Origin of the sequence: Peribacillus sp. TH27, assembly GCF_016650915.1 — a bacterium.
Lineage (GTDB): Bacteria > Bacillota > Bacilli > Bacillales > DSM-1321 > Peribacillus > Peribacillus butanolivorans.
In genome coordinates this window covers 1,010,442-1,027,653 of the sequence record NZ_JAEKEV010000002.1, presented here as the reverse complement: position 1 = coordinate 1,027,653, position 17,212 = coordinate 1,010,442, and the positions used below count along the sequence as shown (strand labels likewise).

Annotated in this window: 14 protein-coding genes and 3 pseudogenes; 9 read left to right on the top strand and 8 right to left on the bottom strand. The window is 35.6% G+C overall.

All coding sequences use genetic code 11. The annotated features are described in order from the left end of the window. Positions 1 to 541 precede the first annotated feature (541 nt). Together JFU24_RS06250 and JFU24_RS06245 are read left to right on the top strand one after the other, a co-directional pair. A pseudogene (locus JFU24_RS06250) lies at positions 542 to 1,839 on the top strand (MFS transporter). A 21-nt stretch (positions 1,840 to 1,860) separates the two neighbouring features. After that, a complete protein-coding gene (locus JFU24_RS06245; protein ID WP_201249728.1) occupies positions 1,861 to 2,847 on the top strand; it encodes a 2-hydroxyacid dehydrogenase in 987 nt (328 codons plus the stop codon). A 618-nt stretch (positions 2,848 to 3,465) separates the two neighbouring features. Here JFU24_RS06245 and JFU24_RS06240 read toward each other — a convergent pair. Continuing rightward, positions 3,466 to 4,026, bottom strand: a pseudogene (locus tag JFU24_RS06240) (MsnO8 family LLM class oxidoreductase); the annotation flags it as partial. Between the two features lie 310 nt (positions 4,027 to 4,336). Here JFU24_RS06240 and JFU24_RS06235 point away from each other — a divergent pair. The 4 genes from JFU24_RS06235 (at position 4,337) to JFU24_RS06220 (ending at position 6,873) form a co-directional block, all read left to right on the top strand. After that, a complete protein-coding gene (locus JFU24_RS06235) occupies positions 4,337 to 4,756 on the top strand; it encodes an RrF2 family transcriptional regulator (protein WP_056523814.1) in 420 nt (139 codons plus the stop codon). 105 nt (positions 4,757 to 4,861) lie between these two features. After that, positions 4,862 to 5,248, top strand: a complete 387-nt coding sequence (locus tag JFU24_RS06230; protein WP_201224941.1) for an IDEAL domain-containing protein — start codon at positions 4,862 to 4,864, stop codon at positions 5,246 to 5,248. 57 nt (positions 5,249 to 5,305) lie between these two features. Continuing rightward, on the top strand, positions 5,306 to 5,620 hold the full coding sequence (gene trxA, locus JFU24_RS06225; RefSeq protein ID WP_098174818.1) for a thioredoxin: 315 nt from the start codon (positions 5,306 to 5,308) through the stop codon (positions 5,618 to 5,620). Positions 5,621 to 5,748: 128 nt separating this feature from the next. Then, positions 5,749 to 6,873, top strand: coding sequence for an NADH-dependent flavin oxidoreductase (locus JFU24_RS06220; RefSeq protein WP_201249727.1), 1,125 nt, complete (start codon positions 5,749 to 5,751; stop codon positions 6,871 to 6,873). A 296-nt stretch (positions 6,874 to 7,169) separates the two neighbouring features. Here the strand turns inward: JFU24_RS06220 and JFU24_RS06215 are convergent, their stop codons facing one another. The 7 genes and pseudogenes from JFU24_RS06215 to JFU24_RS06185 all read right to left on the bottom strand — a co-directional run bounded on the left by JFU24_RS06215 (position 7,170) and on the right by JFU24_RS06185 (position 14,926). Next, positions 7,170 to 8,831, bottom strand: a complete 1,662-nt coding sequence (locus tag JFU24_RS06215) for a LamG-like jellyroll fold domain-containing protein (RefSeq protein WP_342214673.1) — start codon at positions 8,829 to 8,831, stop codon at positions 7,170 to 7,172. 1,283 nt (positions 8,832 to 10,114) lie between these two features. Next, complete coding sequence (locus JFU24_RS06210; RefSeq protein ID WP_201181188.1) at positions 10,115 to 10,606, bottom strand: DinB family protein; 492 nt, start codon at positions 10,604 to 10,606, stop codon at positions 10,115 to 10,117. Positions 10,607 to 10,756: 150 nt separating this feature from the next. After that, positions 10,757 to 11,807, bottom strand: a pseudogene (locus JFU24_RS06205) (IS1595 family transposase). A gap of 403 nt (positions 11,808 to 12,210) precedes the next feature. Continuing rightward, a complete protein-coding gene (locus JFU24_RS06200; RefSeq protein ID WP_201181186.1) occupies positions 12,211 to 12,609 on the bottom strand; it encodes a DoxX family protein in 399 nt (132 codons plus the stop codon). Positions 12,610 to 13,343: 734 nt separating this feature from the next. Beyond that, on the bottom strand, positions 13,344 to 13,508 hold the full coding sequence (locus JFU24_RS31240) for an NlpC/P60 family protein (RefSeq protein ID WP_446728195.1): 165 nt from the start codon (positions 13,506 to 13,508) through the stop codon (positions 13,344 to 13,346). 41 nt (positions 13,509 to 13,549) lie between these two features. Then, the gene (locus JFU24_RS06190) at positions 13,550 to 14,272 is read right to left on the bottom strand and encodes a polysaccharide deacetylase family protein (protein WP_201225209.1); all 723 of its coding nucleotides are present in this window, start codon (positions 14,270 to 14,272) and stop codon (positions 13,550 to 13,552) included. A 480-nt stretch (positions 14,273 to 14,752) separates the two neighbouring features. Then, entirely contained in the window at positions 14,753 to 14,926 is a 174-nt protein-coding gene (locus tag JFU24_RS06185) for an aspartyl-phosphate phosphatase Spo0E family protein (protein WP_082527497.1), read from the bottom strand. Positions 14,927 to 15,184: 258 nt separating this feature from the next. Here JFU24_RS06185 and JFU24_RS06180 point away from each other — a divergent pair, with 258 nt between their 5' ends. From JFU24_RS06180 to JFU24_RS06170, 3 genes are all read left to right on the top strand, one after another. Beyond that, positions 15,185 to 15,892: a cytochrome c biogenesis protein CcdA gene (locus JFU24_RS06180; RefSeq protein ID WP_053345525.1), complete on the top strand. Its 708-nt coding sequence runs from the start codon at positions 15,185 to 15,187 to the stop codon at positions 15,890 to 15,892. A 215-nt stretch (positions 15,893 to 16,107) separates the two neighbouring features. Further along, a complete protein-coding gene (locus tag JFU24_RS06175) occupies positions 16,108 to 16,467 on the top strand; it encodes a response regulator (RefSeq protein WP_201181183.1) in 360 nt (119 codons plus the stop codon). Between the two features lie 107 nt (positions 16,468 to 16,574). Then, positions 16,575 to 17,054, top strand: coding sequence for a CcdC family protein (locus tag JFU24_RS06170; protein ID WP_223305315.1), 480 nt, complete (start codon positions 16,575 to 16,577; stop codon positions 17,052 to 17,054). Positions 17,055 to 17,212: the final 158 nt, after the last annotated feature.

The window sequence follows — 17,212 nt, the reverse complement described above, 5'->3', positions numbered from 1 at the left end:
AATAATACATCCATGGATTTACTATGGCCACTCTTTTACAATTAGAGAGAGATGATCTTCTTTGAGCTTTGAATCCTTCCGACTTTTGCGCGGAGTGAAGGATCCTATTTCAGACATTTCCATGACAGTTTCCCTTACGGTATATGCTCTAATCATGCCTTTTTCTTATCCAGGCTATGCCCTACCGGTAGTAGAGAAAGTATCTAGAGGTGAAATGGATTGTGATTTTAGTTAGTTTATAAACAATTATCACTTAAAGTAAAAATGGGCGATCAATTCCCCATTGATATAAAATCTTTTCTGGGAATATAATCCTAAAAATAAGAATAAAGATTGACAATCATCCATCATCATAATACGATATTTTACAGAATAAAAAGAATTATTCGTTTATTTTTTGTTGCAATTCCAAAACCGGGTTTTATATTATAAAACAAAAACCTCCTTGTATATACATATTATCCAAGCGTTAGCTCTGGCTTTTTCTTATTTTGGAAGCGCTGCCAATTATGGCGTTTTAAATATCAAGGAGGGATAAGGTATGGAAGCAAGAATAGAAACAAAGCAAGAAAAGCCATTAAATATTGGCCGGAAATTTCGCTGGACCGTCGTCATCTGGTTATTGATCGGAGGAATAATAAACTATCTAGATCGGGCTAACCTCTCCATTGCAGCTCCTGAAATGATGAAAGAACTCGGACTAAGCGTAACCGAAATCGGGTTATTGGGAACCTTTTTTTCTTGGAGTTATGCATTAATGCAGCTTCCTTCCGGCTGGCTGATCGATCGGTTCGGTACAAAAAAGTGTATACAATCGCGCTTATTTGGTGGAGTGGTGCGACCATTTTAACGGGAGCTGTTCATAAAATGAGTTCATTTATTGCTGTACGGATTTTACTTGGAGTAGGTGAAGCACCTTGTTTTCCGACGATGGCTAAGATCACATCGTATTGGTTCCCTAAAAAGGAACGAGGCTTGGCGACTGGAATTTGGGATTCTTCGTCCAAATGGGGCCCAGCCATTGCACCGCCACTGCTCGTTTTCATTATGGTGACTTTTGGGTGGAGAGCACTGTTTTATATAACTGGTGTGATCGGTATTATATTCGCGATCGGTTTTGTGATTTTTTATAAAAATCCTGAAAAAAGTCAAAGACTTTCCAAGGAGGAATTTGAATACATTAAGTCGGAAGGAGGTGGAGTGGAGCAAGGCATTCAATCATCAAAAATCAAATGGGGTTCGTTATTTAAATATCGAAGCGTATGGGGAATGATTCTGGGCTTCTTCTGTACCATCTGGATCTGGAATATTTTCCTTGTCTTCTTGCCCCTTTATTTGTTCGATGTCCATCATGTCTCACTAAAAGAAATGGGTATATATGCTGGTATCCCCTGGCTTGGCGGAATCTTTGGTAATATTTTCGGAGGATATCTTACTAAAAAATGGGTGGACAAGGGAATTACTACACCTATTAAAGCAAAGCGTGCCTTAATTAGTATATGTGCCATCTCGGCCGCCATTGTTGTATGTGCAGTTCCTCTTGTCAAAGGACTCGCTATTACCTTAACATTACTGACCCTTGCTCTTTGTTTTATTTCTGCCATTACAGGTAGTGCGTGGGCACTTGCTGGTGACATTGCCCCTCCTTCTATGGTTGCTTCCGTAGGTGCCATTCAGAATTTTGGCGGTTATTTTGGTGGAGCCTTTTCCCCCGTTGTGGCAGGCATGATTGTGGATGCAACTGGATCTTACTCCCTTGCCTTTATATCTGGCGGTTTAATCGCCGGATGCGCCGCAATCTGTTATTGGTTTATTGTAAAACATCCTATTCAAGAATAGTGTAACGAAGGAGGACATAAATTGATTCCAAAAGTGTATATAGCAAGACAAGTACCGGCTGAGGTGGAAGCATATATTTCGCAGTATTGCCAGTGTGAAAAATGGAATGGCCCTGAACCGATTACCCGAAGCCAGCTGTTAAAGCAAATTTCCGATGCTGACGGACTGCTCATCACCGGGGAAAAAATTGATGATGAATTTCTGGACCATGCACCAAACCTAAAGGCTGTCAGCAATATCTCAGTAGGCTATAACAACTATGATCTAGAGGCAATGAAAAAGAGAAACGTAATCGGTACGAATACACCGGATGTGCTCGATGAAACCGTGGCCGATTTAGCTTTAGCCTTAATGCTCTCAGCAGCCCGCCGCCTTCCGGAACTGGACAAGCTTGTAAAGGACGGCAAGTGGGGAAGTAAAGGCGATGAACCCCTCTTTGGCGTTGATGTTCATGGAAAAACATTGGGCATCATAGGTATGGGTAGGATTGGAGAATCTATTGCAAGACGAGGGAAATTCGGTTTTAACATGGAGATTTTGTATCATAACCGGCGAAGAAAACCAGAAGTAGAGAAAACGGTATGTGCAACCTATGCCTCTCTAGAGCACCTTTTGCGGGAATCAGATTTCGTTCTTTTAATGGTTCCTTATACCCCTGAGACGAAGAAGCTAATAGGACGGGAGCAATTCGCACTGATGAAAAAATCTGCAATCTTTATTAATACATCACGCGGCCAGACGGTGGACGAAAAGGCCCTAATCGAAGCACTGCAAAATAAGGAAATCCTTGCAGCTGGTTTGGATGTATTTGATCAGGAACCCGTAGCGCCTGACAATCCGCTCTTAACCATGCCAAACGTGGTAACACTGCCGCATATAGGTTCAGCTACTCATCAAACACGATATGATATGGCTATGCTAGCAGCGAAGAACCTTGTAGCAGCGGTTACAGGAAGGGAGATAGTGAATGTCGTTCCTGAATTGAAAGGACTTCAGTCACTTAAATAGTAAAATTGGTGCAAGGCACCAAAATGGAAATAGGAGATGTCCTCACAGGTATCTCTCATACCATTTATTATCCAATCTATTAGGCCACTTGGGATTTTTGAAATATATCCAATTTATTACGCATCGTTTTAAACGATCTTCCCGGCTCTTTATTACATGTAAGGATCGCGGTAATGATTAATGAGAAATACTGTTTTTCTAAGTTTCTCGAATGTTGGAACAAATTGGTCCACCTTGAAAAAATCGATAAATCAGCAAATAATGAGAAGACTTTAGATGGTGTTATAAAATGATTTTTTCTGATTGGACAGAGGAACCTTCCAGCTACTAATCTATTCTAGTAGGTAAATAATTGTAGTAAAGCATTAAAAGAAGATATTTGCTTATACACCATGATTTATTAATGGTGTATTTTTTTGCATGAGTGCAATATTAATCATTGATTAAACGAAATTAATAAGAGTAGGTTTGTCTGTTGCATCAAGCATTATTCTCAAAAATAACATAGAAGATTTCGAAGGAGATGATCAATGAAAAGAATGAAATACGTAGTAGACAAATTCTCTAATTCCATCATTAGTTATTCGTAATAGTTGCGGATATTGAGAAAAAAGCTTATATCTCTAGATCAGGGAGTGTTCCTTCAGGGGAAAAATGGCTTGCAAACGCAAAAGTCAATCCAAGCATCCCAGCTAGTTGCGAACTGAAGCCGCTAGAGCCAAATAACCAAATCGGAATGTTTAAGCCATTTCCCGGTATAGCTTTTACATACATTTTTTCAGAAGCTAAAGCTGGATTACGCTGCCAGTTGTTCTGAAAACTCTTGACCATTACTTTGACGGACACGTCTTAGAGCATATGCAGTACGTTGATCAGTACCAGGAGCTCGCCCAAGTCCCAAATCAATTCGACCAGGAAACAAGGATTCGAGCGTTCCAAATTGTTCTGCAATAACTAATGGAGCATAATTCCTCCTGAACCTACACGAATCTTTGAAGTACCTGCTGCTACATGTCCAATCACTACCGATGTAGCGGAACAAGCGATAAAGGGCATATTATGATGTTCAGCCAGCCAGAAACGATTATACCCTAAGTTCTCACATGTCTTGCAAGATTAAGTGTATTTCTTTAAGATTGAGCAGTATTTCCTCCAAGTACAATGGGAGAAAGATCGCATGGAAAAGGGAATATCTTTTATTCGTTTCGAACGAATATTATTAGAGTCACTCAATAAATTCAACTTCTTTCTATAAAAAAACTTGATGTTACGGAGGATGGAAGGGTGTTACTCATTCAGCCCCCCGAAACAAAAAAACATTCTAACAGTTATTCTTATTGTTTCAAAAAAAAACGATTTGATTAAATAAAAACCTGATAAAATAAAGTTAGGCATAAAATAGAGATAATCATTAGTGAGTTTTTTAGTTGACATAGTTAACTGTAAATATTAAAATTACAGTAATCTTCTTGAGGAGGATGCGAAAAAAGTGAATAGTGATTTTACAATAGCTGTGCATAGTTTAGTCTATTTAGCATATTTACCAGATCATATGGCAAGCAGTGAGTCTATCGCAGAAAACGTTTGTACAAACTCAGCTAGAATACGTAAAATGATGAGTTGCTTACGAAATAATGGATTTGTTAAGACAAAAGAAGGTGTGGGCGGCGGCTATATTCTTGACTGTAACCCTCAAGAGATAAGTTTGGCTGATATTTATATTGCAGTCTCACATGGAACCCTGAAACCAAATTGGTGTACAGGTGATCCGAAAAAAAAATGTGTTATATCGTCTAATACCCAGATGGTTATGGATCAAATATTCGATGAAGCTGAATTATATTTTGAAAAATATTTAGAGAATATTACCCTTAGCACTTTTTTGGAAAAAATTAAACAATGTCCTTGATATTGATTTAGTTTTTTCTTTTATGCTTACTGTATATTTTATTTTTACAGTTAAAAGCTTTTAAATTGAACTGTGACTAAACATTTAAGGGGTGTATTTATAGAGATGGCCGATAAAATTCGATTTGAAAATGGGGATTGGGTACAGGGAAGGTCCAGAGAAGGAGAACTTATCCACGGCTTTGTTGAAATAGTTAACTCTAATCGAGAAATTGTAAAAGTGAATGTGGTGGAAAGTGACAATGAAAAAGCGGTTGGAAAATCGATTTGGATTCCAAGTAAATGGACTGAAAAGCTTCCCGATTTATCAATTAGTAACGAAGCTCATCTTTTAACATTAATTGATTTGGCCTTACTTTCAAAAGATGAGGCGTGGTTTATGGAATTGTCCGAAAAATTAGCATCTATTAAAAAACATCCAAAAATGATTACTAGAAAATCTGAGGTTCTTATCCCAGAAAATAGGATTGGAAATCTGGATGTAAATAGATAAAGTAATTAAAAATATAGATTGATATTTTAATGGATAATATTAGAGGGGGAAATGATTATGTCAATAATGCATGTAACAGATCAAACTTTTGCTAGTGAAATTAAAGAAGGTTTAGTGTTAGTTGATTTTTGGGCTCCTTGGTGCGGACCTTGTAAAATGATTGCGCCAGTGCTTAATGATATCGATGTTGAAATGGGTGATCAAGTTAAGATTGTTAAGCTTAATGTAGATGAAAATGGAGATACTACAAGAAAGTATGGAGTCATGGGTATTCCAGCACTTATTCTTTTCAAAGATGGAGAAATAGTGGATCAGGTAGTAGGCTATCAGCCTAAAGAAGCTTTAACAGAATTAATTGCAAAGCATGCATAATTTGATTCTGATATACAAGTTATTACCTGGATCTGTTCATTCCACTGCACAAGAAAAAAATATAGCCAATCTTAACCAATACCTGTCACATGGTGAGATAACATAATTAAAATGGAGGAATACAACTAATGAATTCTAAATTTACACCATTATTTGAATCGTTTAATTTAGGAAAAGAGGTACATTTAAAGAATCGATTGGTTATGGCACCAATGACAAACTTCTCTTCGAATCCTGACGGTACAGTTACCGATGCTGAAATTAACTATTATGAACGCAGGTCAAGCGGCGTGGGTATGGTTATTACAGCATGTACCTATGTCACGGCAAATGGTAAAGGATTTCATGGTGAATTTGGCGGTGATCGGGATGATTTGATTCCGAGCTTACGACGCTTAGCTACAGCGATTAAAGCGAAAGGGGCAAAAGCAATTTTACAAATTTTCCATGGCGGCCGCGAGGTTCCACGTGAATTAGTACCAAATGGCGATGTTGTAAGTGCCAGTAATATTCCTTCACAAGGCGATGGTAAACCTGTTCCACGTCCACTATCTGAAACAGAAATTAAATCGATTATTACTGATTTTGGAGAATCCACTCGACGTGCTATTGAAGCAGGTTTTGATGGTGTCGAAATTCATGGTGCCAATGGATACTTACTTCAGCAATTCTTTTCACCGCATTCTAACCGTCGAGAAGATATGTGGGGTGGAACTCTAGAAAAACGTCTAACTTTTCCAATAGCGGTTGTAGATGAAGTGAAAAAGGCAGTTGCTAAACATGCCAAAGAGCCGTTCATTGTAGGATATCGCTTTTCACCAGAAGAGCCAGAAACACCTGGAATCACTATGGATGATACACTGGTATTAATAGATGCCCTCGCAAAAAAAGATCTTGATTATCTTCATGTTTCATTAATGGATTTCTGGTCAACAGCTAGACGAGGAGCCGAGGCTAACCGTCCTCGAATAGAAATCATAAAAGATCGTGTAGGGGATCGAGTTCCTGTCATAGGTGTTGGTTCCATCTATACAGCAGATGATGCGATCAAAGCTCTTGAAACAGGTGTTCCTTTAATCGCATTAGCCCGTGAACTCATTATTGATCCTGAATGGGTTCAAAAAGTGGAGCAAGGCAGAGAAACAGAAATTGTTACTAAAATAAACAAGAATAATCAGCAGCAACTTGATATTCCAGATCCATTATGGCAAGTGATTATCAATTCTCCAGGATGGTTTCCAGGTGTTGAATAAAGCATAGTGGTATACCGAGTTACCAATTCATATAGCTAAACAAAAAGGCTGTCGTAAATACACGACAGCCTTTTTGTTTAGCGGAAAACCAGATGAGAGTAGGGATTTTTATACAGAAATTATCCCCAATACATTATTGAAATTGTGCCAAAAAGTATAGTGTGGACAAAAAATTAAAATTAATATAAAAATAAGAATAACTCAAAACAAACAATCTCCTCAGGCTGATGTTATAGCGGTAGGAAATAAATATTGGCTATGGGAAGTTAGTTCTTATGAGTTATCCTCATATTTGATTAATTGAAATTAAATCTCTCTTTAAAATGGAAATCTAATTCAAATAGATTGTTTTCATCTGTTAAATATTTATAATCGATATAGGTTTTTTCTTTCTTTGGCATTTCATCTACAAAAGGCGAGTAAGTACGGAAAAACATTTTGTTTTTCTTTTCATCGAATTCTACAAGTCTCAGCCAGCCATTTCCTCCTCGGTAATTTGCTTGATAATTGACTAGCATTTGAATGACATCGTTCCCCGCTGCGTTTTGTTTGACTTGGTGTGCTATCCCAAAATAATGTCCATTAACCGTCATAAACACTTGGTTGTAATCCTTTATAAGTTCATCCCAGATCAGTCGGCCGTTAGTCGACTCAACGGCAACAGTTTTATTATTTTCAACCTCAGGATAAATAACATCATGAGAAACGATAATAGTCGGTTTATCTTTATGTTGATTTAAAACATCTTTTGACCATTGCAAGTCTTTTTGAAGATTTTTCATATCAACTATTAAGACTAAGTATTCATAGCTTCCTGCTTTAACAATTGCATAAGAGCCATATCCCGAATCAGAAGAGCCCTTATAGTATTTTTTATTCGCAAAACGTTGCGGTCCATAATATGTTAAGAATGGATCTCCGTCAGCATAGTCATGATTCCCTGCAGCCATCATATAAGGAATTTCTTTTTTATCTATATAGGAAATGGCTCTGAGGGAATTCTGCCATTGCACTTTTGAATTACTATCGACAATGTCTCCAACAAATGTGTTCATTACAATATTGTTCTTCTTAGTGTTTTTTGCAATCCAATTCATTTGGCTATTAAATATCTCTGGATTCTGGCTAGAATATTTTTGCGTATCTGGGACAAAAAGAAAATTATAATTATTTTTGTTTGTTAGAAATGGAATTCTATCATTTGTTCCTTTGAATGGTTCATCGTCTCGAGCACCTTGAACAAGCCATTCTTTTTCAGTCAAAGCCTCATTAGCAATTCGTATTTCTTGGATGTTACCTGCAAATAGTGCATCTAATTCATTTCCCCACTCAGATGCCCCGATATTCCAGCCTTTACCTTCTACAGCTGCAATGCCTACTACCTTTTCTGACTTTCCATAATCACTAATGCCATTTACAGTTAAAGTGGTCGTTTTACCGTCATTAACAACCGCCAAATGATACCATTCATCAGCATTTAAAGAACGAGACCAGTTTCCCACGTTATAGTTTAGATTAGAGGGATGACTTGTCCATTGAATTTCTTTATCACTAGATATAGATAATGTAGTAAGGATTTCTTTCTCGCCTTCCACTTTATTAAGATCAGCAGCCTGCCCTTGTCTTGTTAAAATTCCCATCCAGCTATGTAAACGGTCTTCAAAATTATATGGTAATTTAATTACAGCCTCGATTGTAAATCCTTTATCAAATTGCTCCTTATTAATAGGTGCTTCCTTTATTGTTTTGAAATATCTTCCTGAAGGGGCATTTTTGTAATTAGCGAATTGCAAGCTATCAACTTTTTCTTGATTATGATAATCTTCTTCAGACCATTTAATCATATTGTTTAATTCTGGCGTGGCTTGATCTCCAATCGTTACTAACTCTAAATCATTTCCTTGTTTACTTGCATCTTCAATAATTAAATTGCCTTTATCGATTGAACCGCTTTTCACATGTTGTTTCGAAAATTTCCAATCTGCCACGATATTACTTCGATCTTTTTCAGCAACAGAATTTGAGGCATTGCCGAATTAGCAAAACCAGGAGCAATCATACATAAGAGCGATAAACCAATAAATGCTTTTTTCATTCTCATAAAACATTCACCTCATTAAATTTTTATAACATAATAAAGGATATCAATTATAAATTTATTCTTTTATGAAAATAAGTAAACGTTTTGTAAAAAAAAAGCTGGTTCAGAAGGTTCTGCTTTTTACTGCCATCTGTGATAGTCCACTTAGTTCTTTATAACTTATTAGATGGAATGAATAAAATAATGAAAACTATAGGATTAAAAAAGACAGGTGATGAGAAGAAAGTCAAAGGAGACAAGGAATTATAAAGAAATATAGAGAAATTTAATATCAAATTTAGTTGCGACTTTGGAAGAAAAATATAAGAAGTCAAATTAGCATTTGATTTGATTTTTTATTACAAAATAAGTAAGTTTAATGGCTAAGATGCACCAAACTGCCATCTATCATTCAGGGATATAAATAATATAAATAAAAATAATTAGAAGCAAAAACAGGGAGCGGGTTATTCCCCCACTCCGTTTTCTTATTGTAAAGAATGAATAGTGCATAGCCTAGAAGTTCAATGCATTATGGATTCTCTGCTTAATTCCTATATCCTTACAATTTCTATACTCTTAATCGTTCAACTTCTTTAATGGAAAAAGGTATTCATTGTTATATATATCTTTGCAAACCCTCTTAATCATAATTGTTAATATAATGTACAAAAAAAGCAAAATAACAATTGGTTATTTTTTCTGCTTCAGGTAACAAGCGTAATGTCGTATCTAAACGAATTGGTTTGCAACATTATTGATCCATTAAGCGAGGAAGTCGAGGGTAGTCCAATAGTACAGTTAGCGAATGACACTTTTCTAGAATTTATTGAAAAGATTGTGATACATAGTACACGTTCGAGAAAAAGAATAATGGTTAAATACAAAAAGGCCATAGAGTGTATTACATAATCAATGAATGATCTGTTTGTAATCACTAAACAAAATAAATGAAGAGGAGGAGATGACGGGATGCAGCCATTCAAACCAGGAACGAAAGTTGAAACAAATGAAGCTTATTACAATCATTTAAAAGAAAGGCTTTGTTAAGTAGTATTGTTTTTCAGGTATAAAATATGGGAACGTCCGATTTGGACGTTCCCGTTCTTATTCCATTAAAGCCCCCTATAATGGAATAACTGTAAAGCTAATGAAGCTTTTTTAAAAACTGCGTTTCCCTGCCCAAGCTCCTTGCATTTTACTTAGGAATACAATTTGCCCAATATGATATGCGTCGTGCAATGCTAAACTCTTCAGTTCAAGCACTAATGATCTTTCTCCAGGGATCTGTCTATACATATCTTCATGTTCTGATTTTGCTAGTATTTTTTCAAGTTCACGATGAACATAAAAGTATTCTTGTTTTGTTTCCTTCCAATTTTGAAACGTCTCAGTTGGTAATCTAAATGTAGATTCATTATCTTCTGCCTGGGGTTCATTCGCTGTTTCACCAAGAAATCGCATCAGAAGTCTCTTTTTATAGAAAAGTAAATGACAAACTAATTCCCAAATGGAATTCATTGCCCCCTCAACCGGTTTCCAAATTGCCTGTTCAAAAGTAATATCCTCTAGCACTTTTTCAAGTGGTGGAAACCAGTCTTCTTCATCTAAGCAGCTTGCCCATTGTTGTAACAAAAGTGTCTTTACATCCATTTTCTATTCCCTCCACTTTAATCCCTTTAATAGATAATCCCTTTGGTCAAAATTCATTTGAGGCGTGTTGTAGATAGCTCACTAATTAAGGTGTCATGCCAATTCCTTGTTCAATTAAACTGGCCCTTTAACGGAACAATGAACGTTCTGTTATTTGGAAAATTCTGATAATCTTAGTTTATCATAAGTTGTGTTAACTGAGAAAGAACAACTGTCTAAAACCATTTTGGTTATCGTAAAGTTATCTTTTATATGTTTGATGGTGTCTAAGAATTGGAACCAGCTCAAATAATGGTCTAGATATTTAGTCGCTACACCATTAAAACGCTCCATCCAGCTCTTTAAACGGCTGTGATAACTATTTACATTCTGGATGTGATAAATCCCTTTAACTCGCTCCCTACCATTTGCTTTAAAGCGATGATGCTCAATTCCTTTTTCTTTGGCATAAGTCATAACGCCCACCAAACATCCGTGCATAGAACATTTTGTATTGATAGCTTGGAACCTAACGCTTCGTCCAAACTCTTTATTATAATACGCCCTTTTCCTATTGTTTTGGAAAACGTTCTCTTTTGGCGGTCTCTGGCTACAAGAACGCATACTTGGTCCTTACTTATTCCTCTAAACTCCGAACTACCACCGCGTAACCTTGGTTTTCGACCTTGGATATTCCGTTTTCCTTTCTCTGAATAGAGGAAATAGGTTTCATCCATTTCTACTATGCCTTCGAAAAGTTCAAAATCCATCTGTTTCATGCAGTTAGAATTTTATGCCTCCAATAAAAAAGCGTCACATAATGAGCACCAATGAGTTTAGCTGATTTCCGAAGGGAATACCCTTCAATCATACATTCGATGAACTGAAGCCATTTACTAGGCATATGAGTTCTTTGAAGAGGAGTGTTCGTCATATCTGTGAATGTTTTACCGCACTCTTTGCAGCGGTATCTTTGACGTTCAATGGTATTGATTGTAGTTTTTACCTGATATTTACCGAAGCGAATGACATTAGTGGATTGACAATGGGTGCAGGTGTAGCCGTCTTTGTGTTTCTGTTCTGATACATCAGTGAATACAGACTCTGTTTCTCCCGCACTCCCTAATGAGTTTGTCAAGAACTTCAATTTAAAGGGTGCTTTATTGGAATATATTGACTTGATTTTAATGTGAATGTTATAGTAATATGGTAAAATATTCATATAGAAAAGAGGAACAATATGATACACGAAATAGTATGGGGCAGTCCAGGAAGCCTATTATGTTTAGGCTTTTTCTTTGCGGGTCTTGGTGTTTTTATTAGATTATCGAATATTAAAGGGAAGAAGTGAAAGCTACTACTTCAAAAGATCATTAGTGTTTCGGTCTCTTTTAATCTCGCTTATACTTTGTGACCATTTACGGTAACAAAATGACTCTTAAACTATATACAATTTAACTAGTTAAAAAGAGCATCGAATATACGATGCTCTTTTATTTTTCCATCTAATACCTGTACTTATTAGGAAACACTTTATCGGTAAGGCTTTTCTGTTGACAGTATCTTGTTGATAATTACTTTTCTCGTTATCTTACCTTTACATTTACTTAAAACTTTAACAGAAGCTAAAATAATAGGGCATCAAGTGAGTATTGGCCAGCTCCTGTAATCGCTACACCAATCGCAACGGCAAGGATGGCAAGATTATATTCATAGCCATTTTGAGTTGACCAGTAGCCATTTGCTCCGTGAACTTTAACGATAGCAACCAGCATTGTAAGGGCAATTAAAATACCTGCGAGCGGTGTAAAAAGACCTAAAGCAAATAAAGCACCGCCAATAAGCTCTGATAGACCAGCAAATAGAGCCATTGTAACTCCCGGCTTCATACCAATTGAATCAAACCAGCCGCCGGTGCCCTTTAAACCATAACCTCCAAACCAGCCAAATAGTTTTTGTGCACCGTGTCCTACAAACGATAAACCAATTATTACCCGTATAACTAATAAACCTATTCCAATCATATTTAATTCCTCCTGGAAATATTTTTAGATATCTTTGATTCGAGATATATATGAAAAAAATATTTACATTAATAAATAACGAATCTTTGGACATTATCTCGAATTAAATTATCTTTAATTAAAGATAATAGTTTATTATCTTTTTGTCAAACATAATTTTAGCGCGATAATATTATTTACTAAACTCAAGGGGGCTATTTAGAAAAATCTTTTATCACACTTTTTTTGCTGTATTCGTTAACTAGTCATTATTAAATAAAACCATAAACTAGTTGTTCCAAAGCCTCGAAACAGCTTGTAGGAAAAATTGTTCAGGAACGATGAAAAAGAATAAAGGATAGTAGATAGTAGATAGAGGGGAGACTTTGTCAATCATTTTCAGTTCTAGTGAAAAATTGATGGAAATATTGAATGCTCCCAATAATATAATGTATTCTAGATCTTTCTTTAGCAGGGGTACTATAACAACATCATGAAAAGGAAGATATAGTCTAAATTAAGAATTAGATGAGAATTGTGAGGAACTGCTGAATCATTAGTTCTTAAAAGCGATACCATCTTCACCAGGGGAACAGGGGTGCATCATCATAGGCATACATCGTTAGAGAATCCTAGCGTATTTTATGGAATGTGAAAAGAATGAAAAGCACTAGAGAAACAAAAAGCGTTATCAACAGTATCGAAGTAATTCAGACGGTTAATTAGCACAAGCCAAGGTGTTTGATTAGAACTTCTTATAAGAATAAAAGAAAATTTAGATCACCAACTTGTAAGCCCTTTTCTGGTACTCGTTTACCTTGTTTTACGAGTGTGTCTGTAATTTCTATCGCCCACATGATACCATTCGGTCTGAGCATGGCATATATGAATCCACTGCAATCAAAATGACCTTTTTCAATATCTTCTGGTAATCGACCTGCTCCACATATTCGGAAGGATCTTATTCAATAGGAAAAGTCCTAAATAAACCGGGTGAGCTATTATTTGAGCGAAATAGCAAGTCAGATACCGTTACACATTCATAGCCATTTTTATATAAATAATCCAAAGTTGTTTCTAGTGCTTTTACAGTTTGGGGACGATCGGTCCAATCATGCAAGAGAATGATGTCACCTGCTCGTAAGGATTTAATAATATGATTCGAAATTTTATTAGCTGCAGGTCTTTTCCAGTCTTGTGGGTCTTGACTCCAGGACCAAAGAACAACTTTAAACCCTTTGTTAACAGCTGTATTAATGATTAAATCGTTATGATAGCCTCCTACAGGACGATATAGAGAAGGTTTATATTTGGCAATTTCCCAAATCACTTTATCTGTTTGATCTAATTCAGAGGATAATAAAACAGCACTCATATTTTTGTCATAAATATGATTATAAGTGTGATTAGCAATTTCATGACCTTCTTTTACTTCTCTCTCTAAAATATCGGGATAACTTTTCACTTTATTACCAGAAACAAAAAACGTTGCTCTAGCATTATATTTGGCCAGTATATCAAGGATTTGAGGGGTGTATGAAGGATGAGGGCCATCATCAAAGGTTATTGCAACGATTTTCTCCTGGGTATTCCCTTCCCAAATAACATTTCCTGTTTTTTCGTAAACTTCCCGACTAGCGGTTGTAGCTTGAATGTAATTACAGTCGTAAAAGTAAAAAAGCATGAAAACTGAAAAAGCCAAAAATAAAGTTCTCAAAATAATGCCCTCCTGTACATGTATTTACGACATAGTATATGGAGTTCAATTTTTTTTATTAAAATGAGCAAATTACTTCTTGGAAAGAGAAATTAGGGGAAAACAACAATTGTTTCATGATTCCTGTACCCGAAGATTCATCTATCTTAGCTGGATCCTCAGTTATTCTTGTTGTGGCAATCCTCGAATTGACTTCCATTTCGATATAGAAACATGAAAGTATGTAATATCTTATAATGAAACAAAAAATAGGCCTTAGCTTACAAAGACGGTTGCCTATTTTTTTATGATAATGGTTATAGAAAATGTTACTTAAGTGATTATTTACTAAGTGGAAATTGGAAGGGGAACACATAAAAGAGGGGGGAGAATGACTGCTAGCAAAAAGCATATAATGAAAGAAGTATTATTAATAGGAGATAAACTGGTAAGAAATTAATGGGATAATTAAAAGTCTATACCAGTTTTATAAAAGAGCTCATTATACTTATTTAATAATTGATCAAGCTGCTGGCTATATTCTATCGCAACCTTAGAGTTTAAGCCGTCTTTAGCGACAATATTGATAAGCTCATTTCTCTTTAATTCAATCTGTTCGAGAAACTCATTTTTTTTCGCCATTTATATATCCTTCCTGTACCCAACTATTCTTAAGGTATCCTTTTATGAGCTAGTTGTAAATTTTGTATGAATATAACAATTATATAGGGTTGGTCTAATGAATTCAAATAAGTTACCTTAATGGTAATAAACAACAGTTTAACCTAATTTTTGTAATTTGGTTTTGAGTTTGTCATGAAATATTCACAGTTCCAAAAATGTATTTTTTTATCTTATTTGTTACAATGTTTATAGGTACTTACATAGGAGTGAGGGTTATTGAATGATATTAATATTTTCTTAGCTTTTGGAGCCGGTTTTTTGAGTTTTATATCTCCGTGCTGTTTACCGCTATACCCAGCTTTTTTATCTTATATCACTGGTATGAGTGTTGGTGAGATTAAATCAGAGAACGCCATGCTCCAAAGAAGGAGCATGTTGCATACTTTGTTCTTTCTACTAGGTTTTTCTTTGGTTTTTATTGCAATAGGGTTTAGCACTACATATCTAGGTTCTTTCTTCTCAAATTACAAGGAATTAATTCGTCAAATTGGTGCCATTTTAATTATCATTTTTGGGTTATTTATTGTGGGGGTCTTTCAACCAAAGTCCTTAATGAAAGATAGCCGTTTCGAGTTTAAAAACCGTCCTAGCGGATATATTGGTTCGATTTTGATTGGACTTGCTTTTGCTGCTGGATGGACGCCGTGTGCAGGTCCTCTTTTGGGTGCTGTCATCACTTTAGGTGCAACCAACCCAGGCGCGGCCATGAGCTATATGACTGCTTATATATTAGGATTTGCCATACCATTTTTCATTTTATCCTTCTTTGTCGGAAAATTGAAATGGATTAAAACATACAGCCAATATATTATGAAAATTGGCGGATATTTAATGATTCTAATGGGCGTGATTTTATTTTTTAATTGGATGACCAAAATTATTGCAGTCCTATCTAGACTATTCGGGGGATTTACTGGGTTTTAGTCCATGGATAAGTTAATTTTTAAAAATATTTTAATAGGATATTCTGTCTGTGGTTCTTTATACCTATTCGTGTGTAAAATTACTTAAATTATCACATTAAATCATTTGATTTTAGGTCTTAAGTCAGATATCCTATACTTATTATTGAAAATTATCATTACATTTCAATACGATTAGATTTCGCTTTCTGTTGTTTGAAATGAGGAGGAACGGCTATGGCCCGAATATTAGTAGTTGATGATGCTAAGTTTATGAGAATGACACTTTCGAATATATTATCAAAAGCAGAACATGAAGTAATTGGTGAAGGTGAGAACGGGAAAGAGGCAATAGAATTATTTCGTAAACTAAATCCCGATCTTGTTACAATGGATATAACAATGCCAATCATGAGCGGGCTAGATGCGGTTAAAGAAATTAAGAAAGATTTTCCTTACGCAAAGGTTATAATGTGCTCAGCGATGGGACAACAAAAAATGGTTTTCGAAGCTATTGAGGCAGGGGCAAAGGACTTTATTGTAAAGCCGTTTGACGAATGCCGAGTAGTAGATGCTATCAATAGGGTGCTTGATTAAAACACTCTCCTTGTTTATCTGATTTAGGTAATATATACTTTGTTTAATAATTGAAGTGATATAATTTTTCATGGTACTTACCTATTTTAGCTAAAAGGATGATAAAAATGATGATATATATATCAACAGGTATAGCGATTGTGATGGCTATGGGTGTTTTCATGTTTCGAATGAAGGAAACAAAAAAACCAGTGAATGAAAAAAAAATCATATTACCCCCACTCTTTATGAGTACGGGTGCTTTGATGTTTCTTTTCCCAATGTTTAGGGTCACTAGATACGAATTTCTAGAAGCTCTTGTAGCAGGGATGGTATTTTCTATCCTCTTAATTAAAACATCCAAATTCGAAGTTCGAAATGAACAAATTTATATTCTGAGGTCTAAAGCATTTATATTCATTTTAGTTGGACTAATGGTGATACGACTTGTTGCAAAGCTTATTCTGGGAAGTACAATTGAAGTTGGCGTGCTTAGTGGAATGTTTTTCCTTCTTGCTTTTGCGATGATTGTTCCATGGCGAATAGCGATGCTATACCAATACAAAAAAGTCAAAGCGGCTTACTTAAGCGAAAGTAATATGGTGTAAGTTTTAATTAAACTAAATATAACAAAAAACAACACCTGCCATTATGTCGGGTGTTGTTTTTGTACAATGGATTAGAAAAAGGAAATTAATTCAAAGAAACATGTCAGGTTTTCCTGTGCACGTTTTTTTTGATATTTTCAAGGCTGAATCGTTGGCGT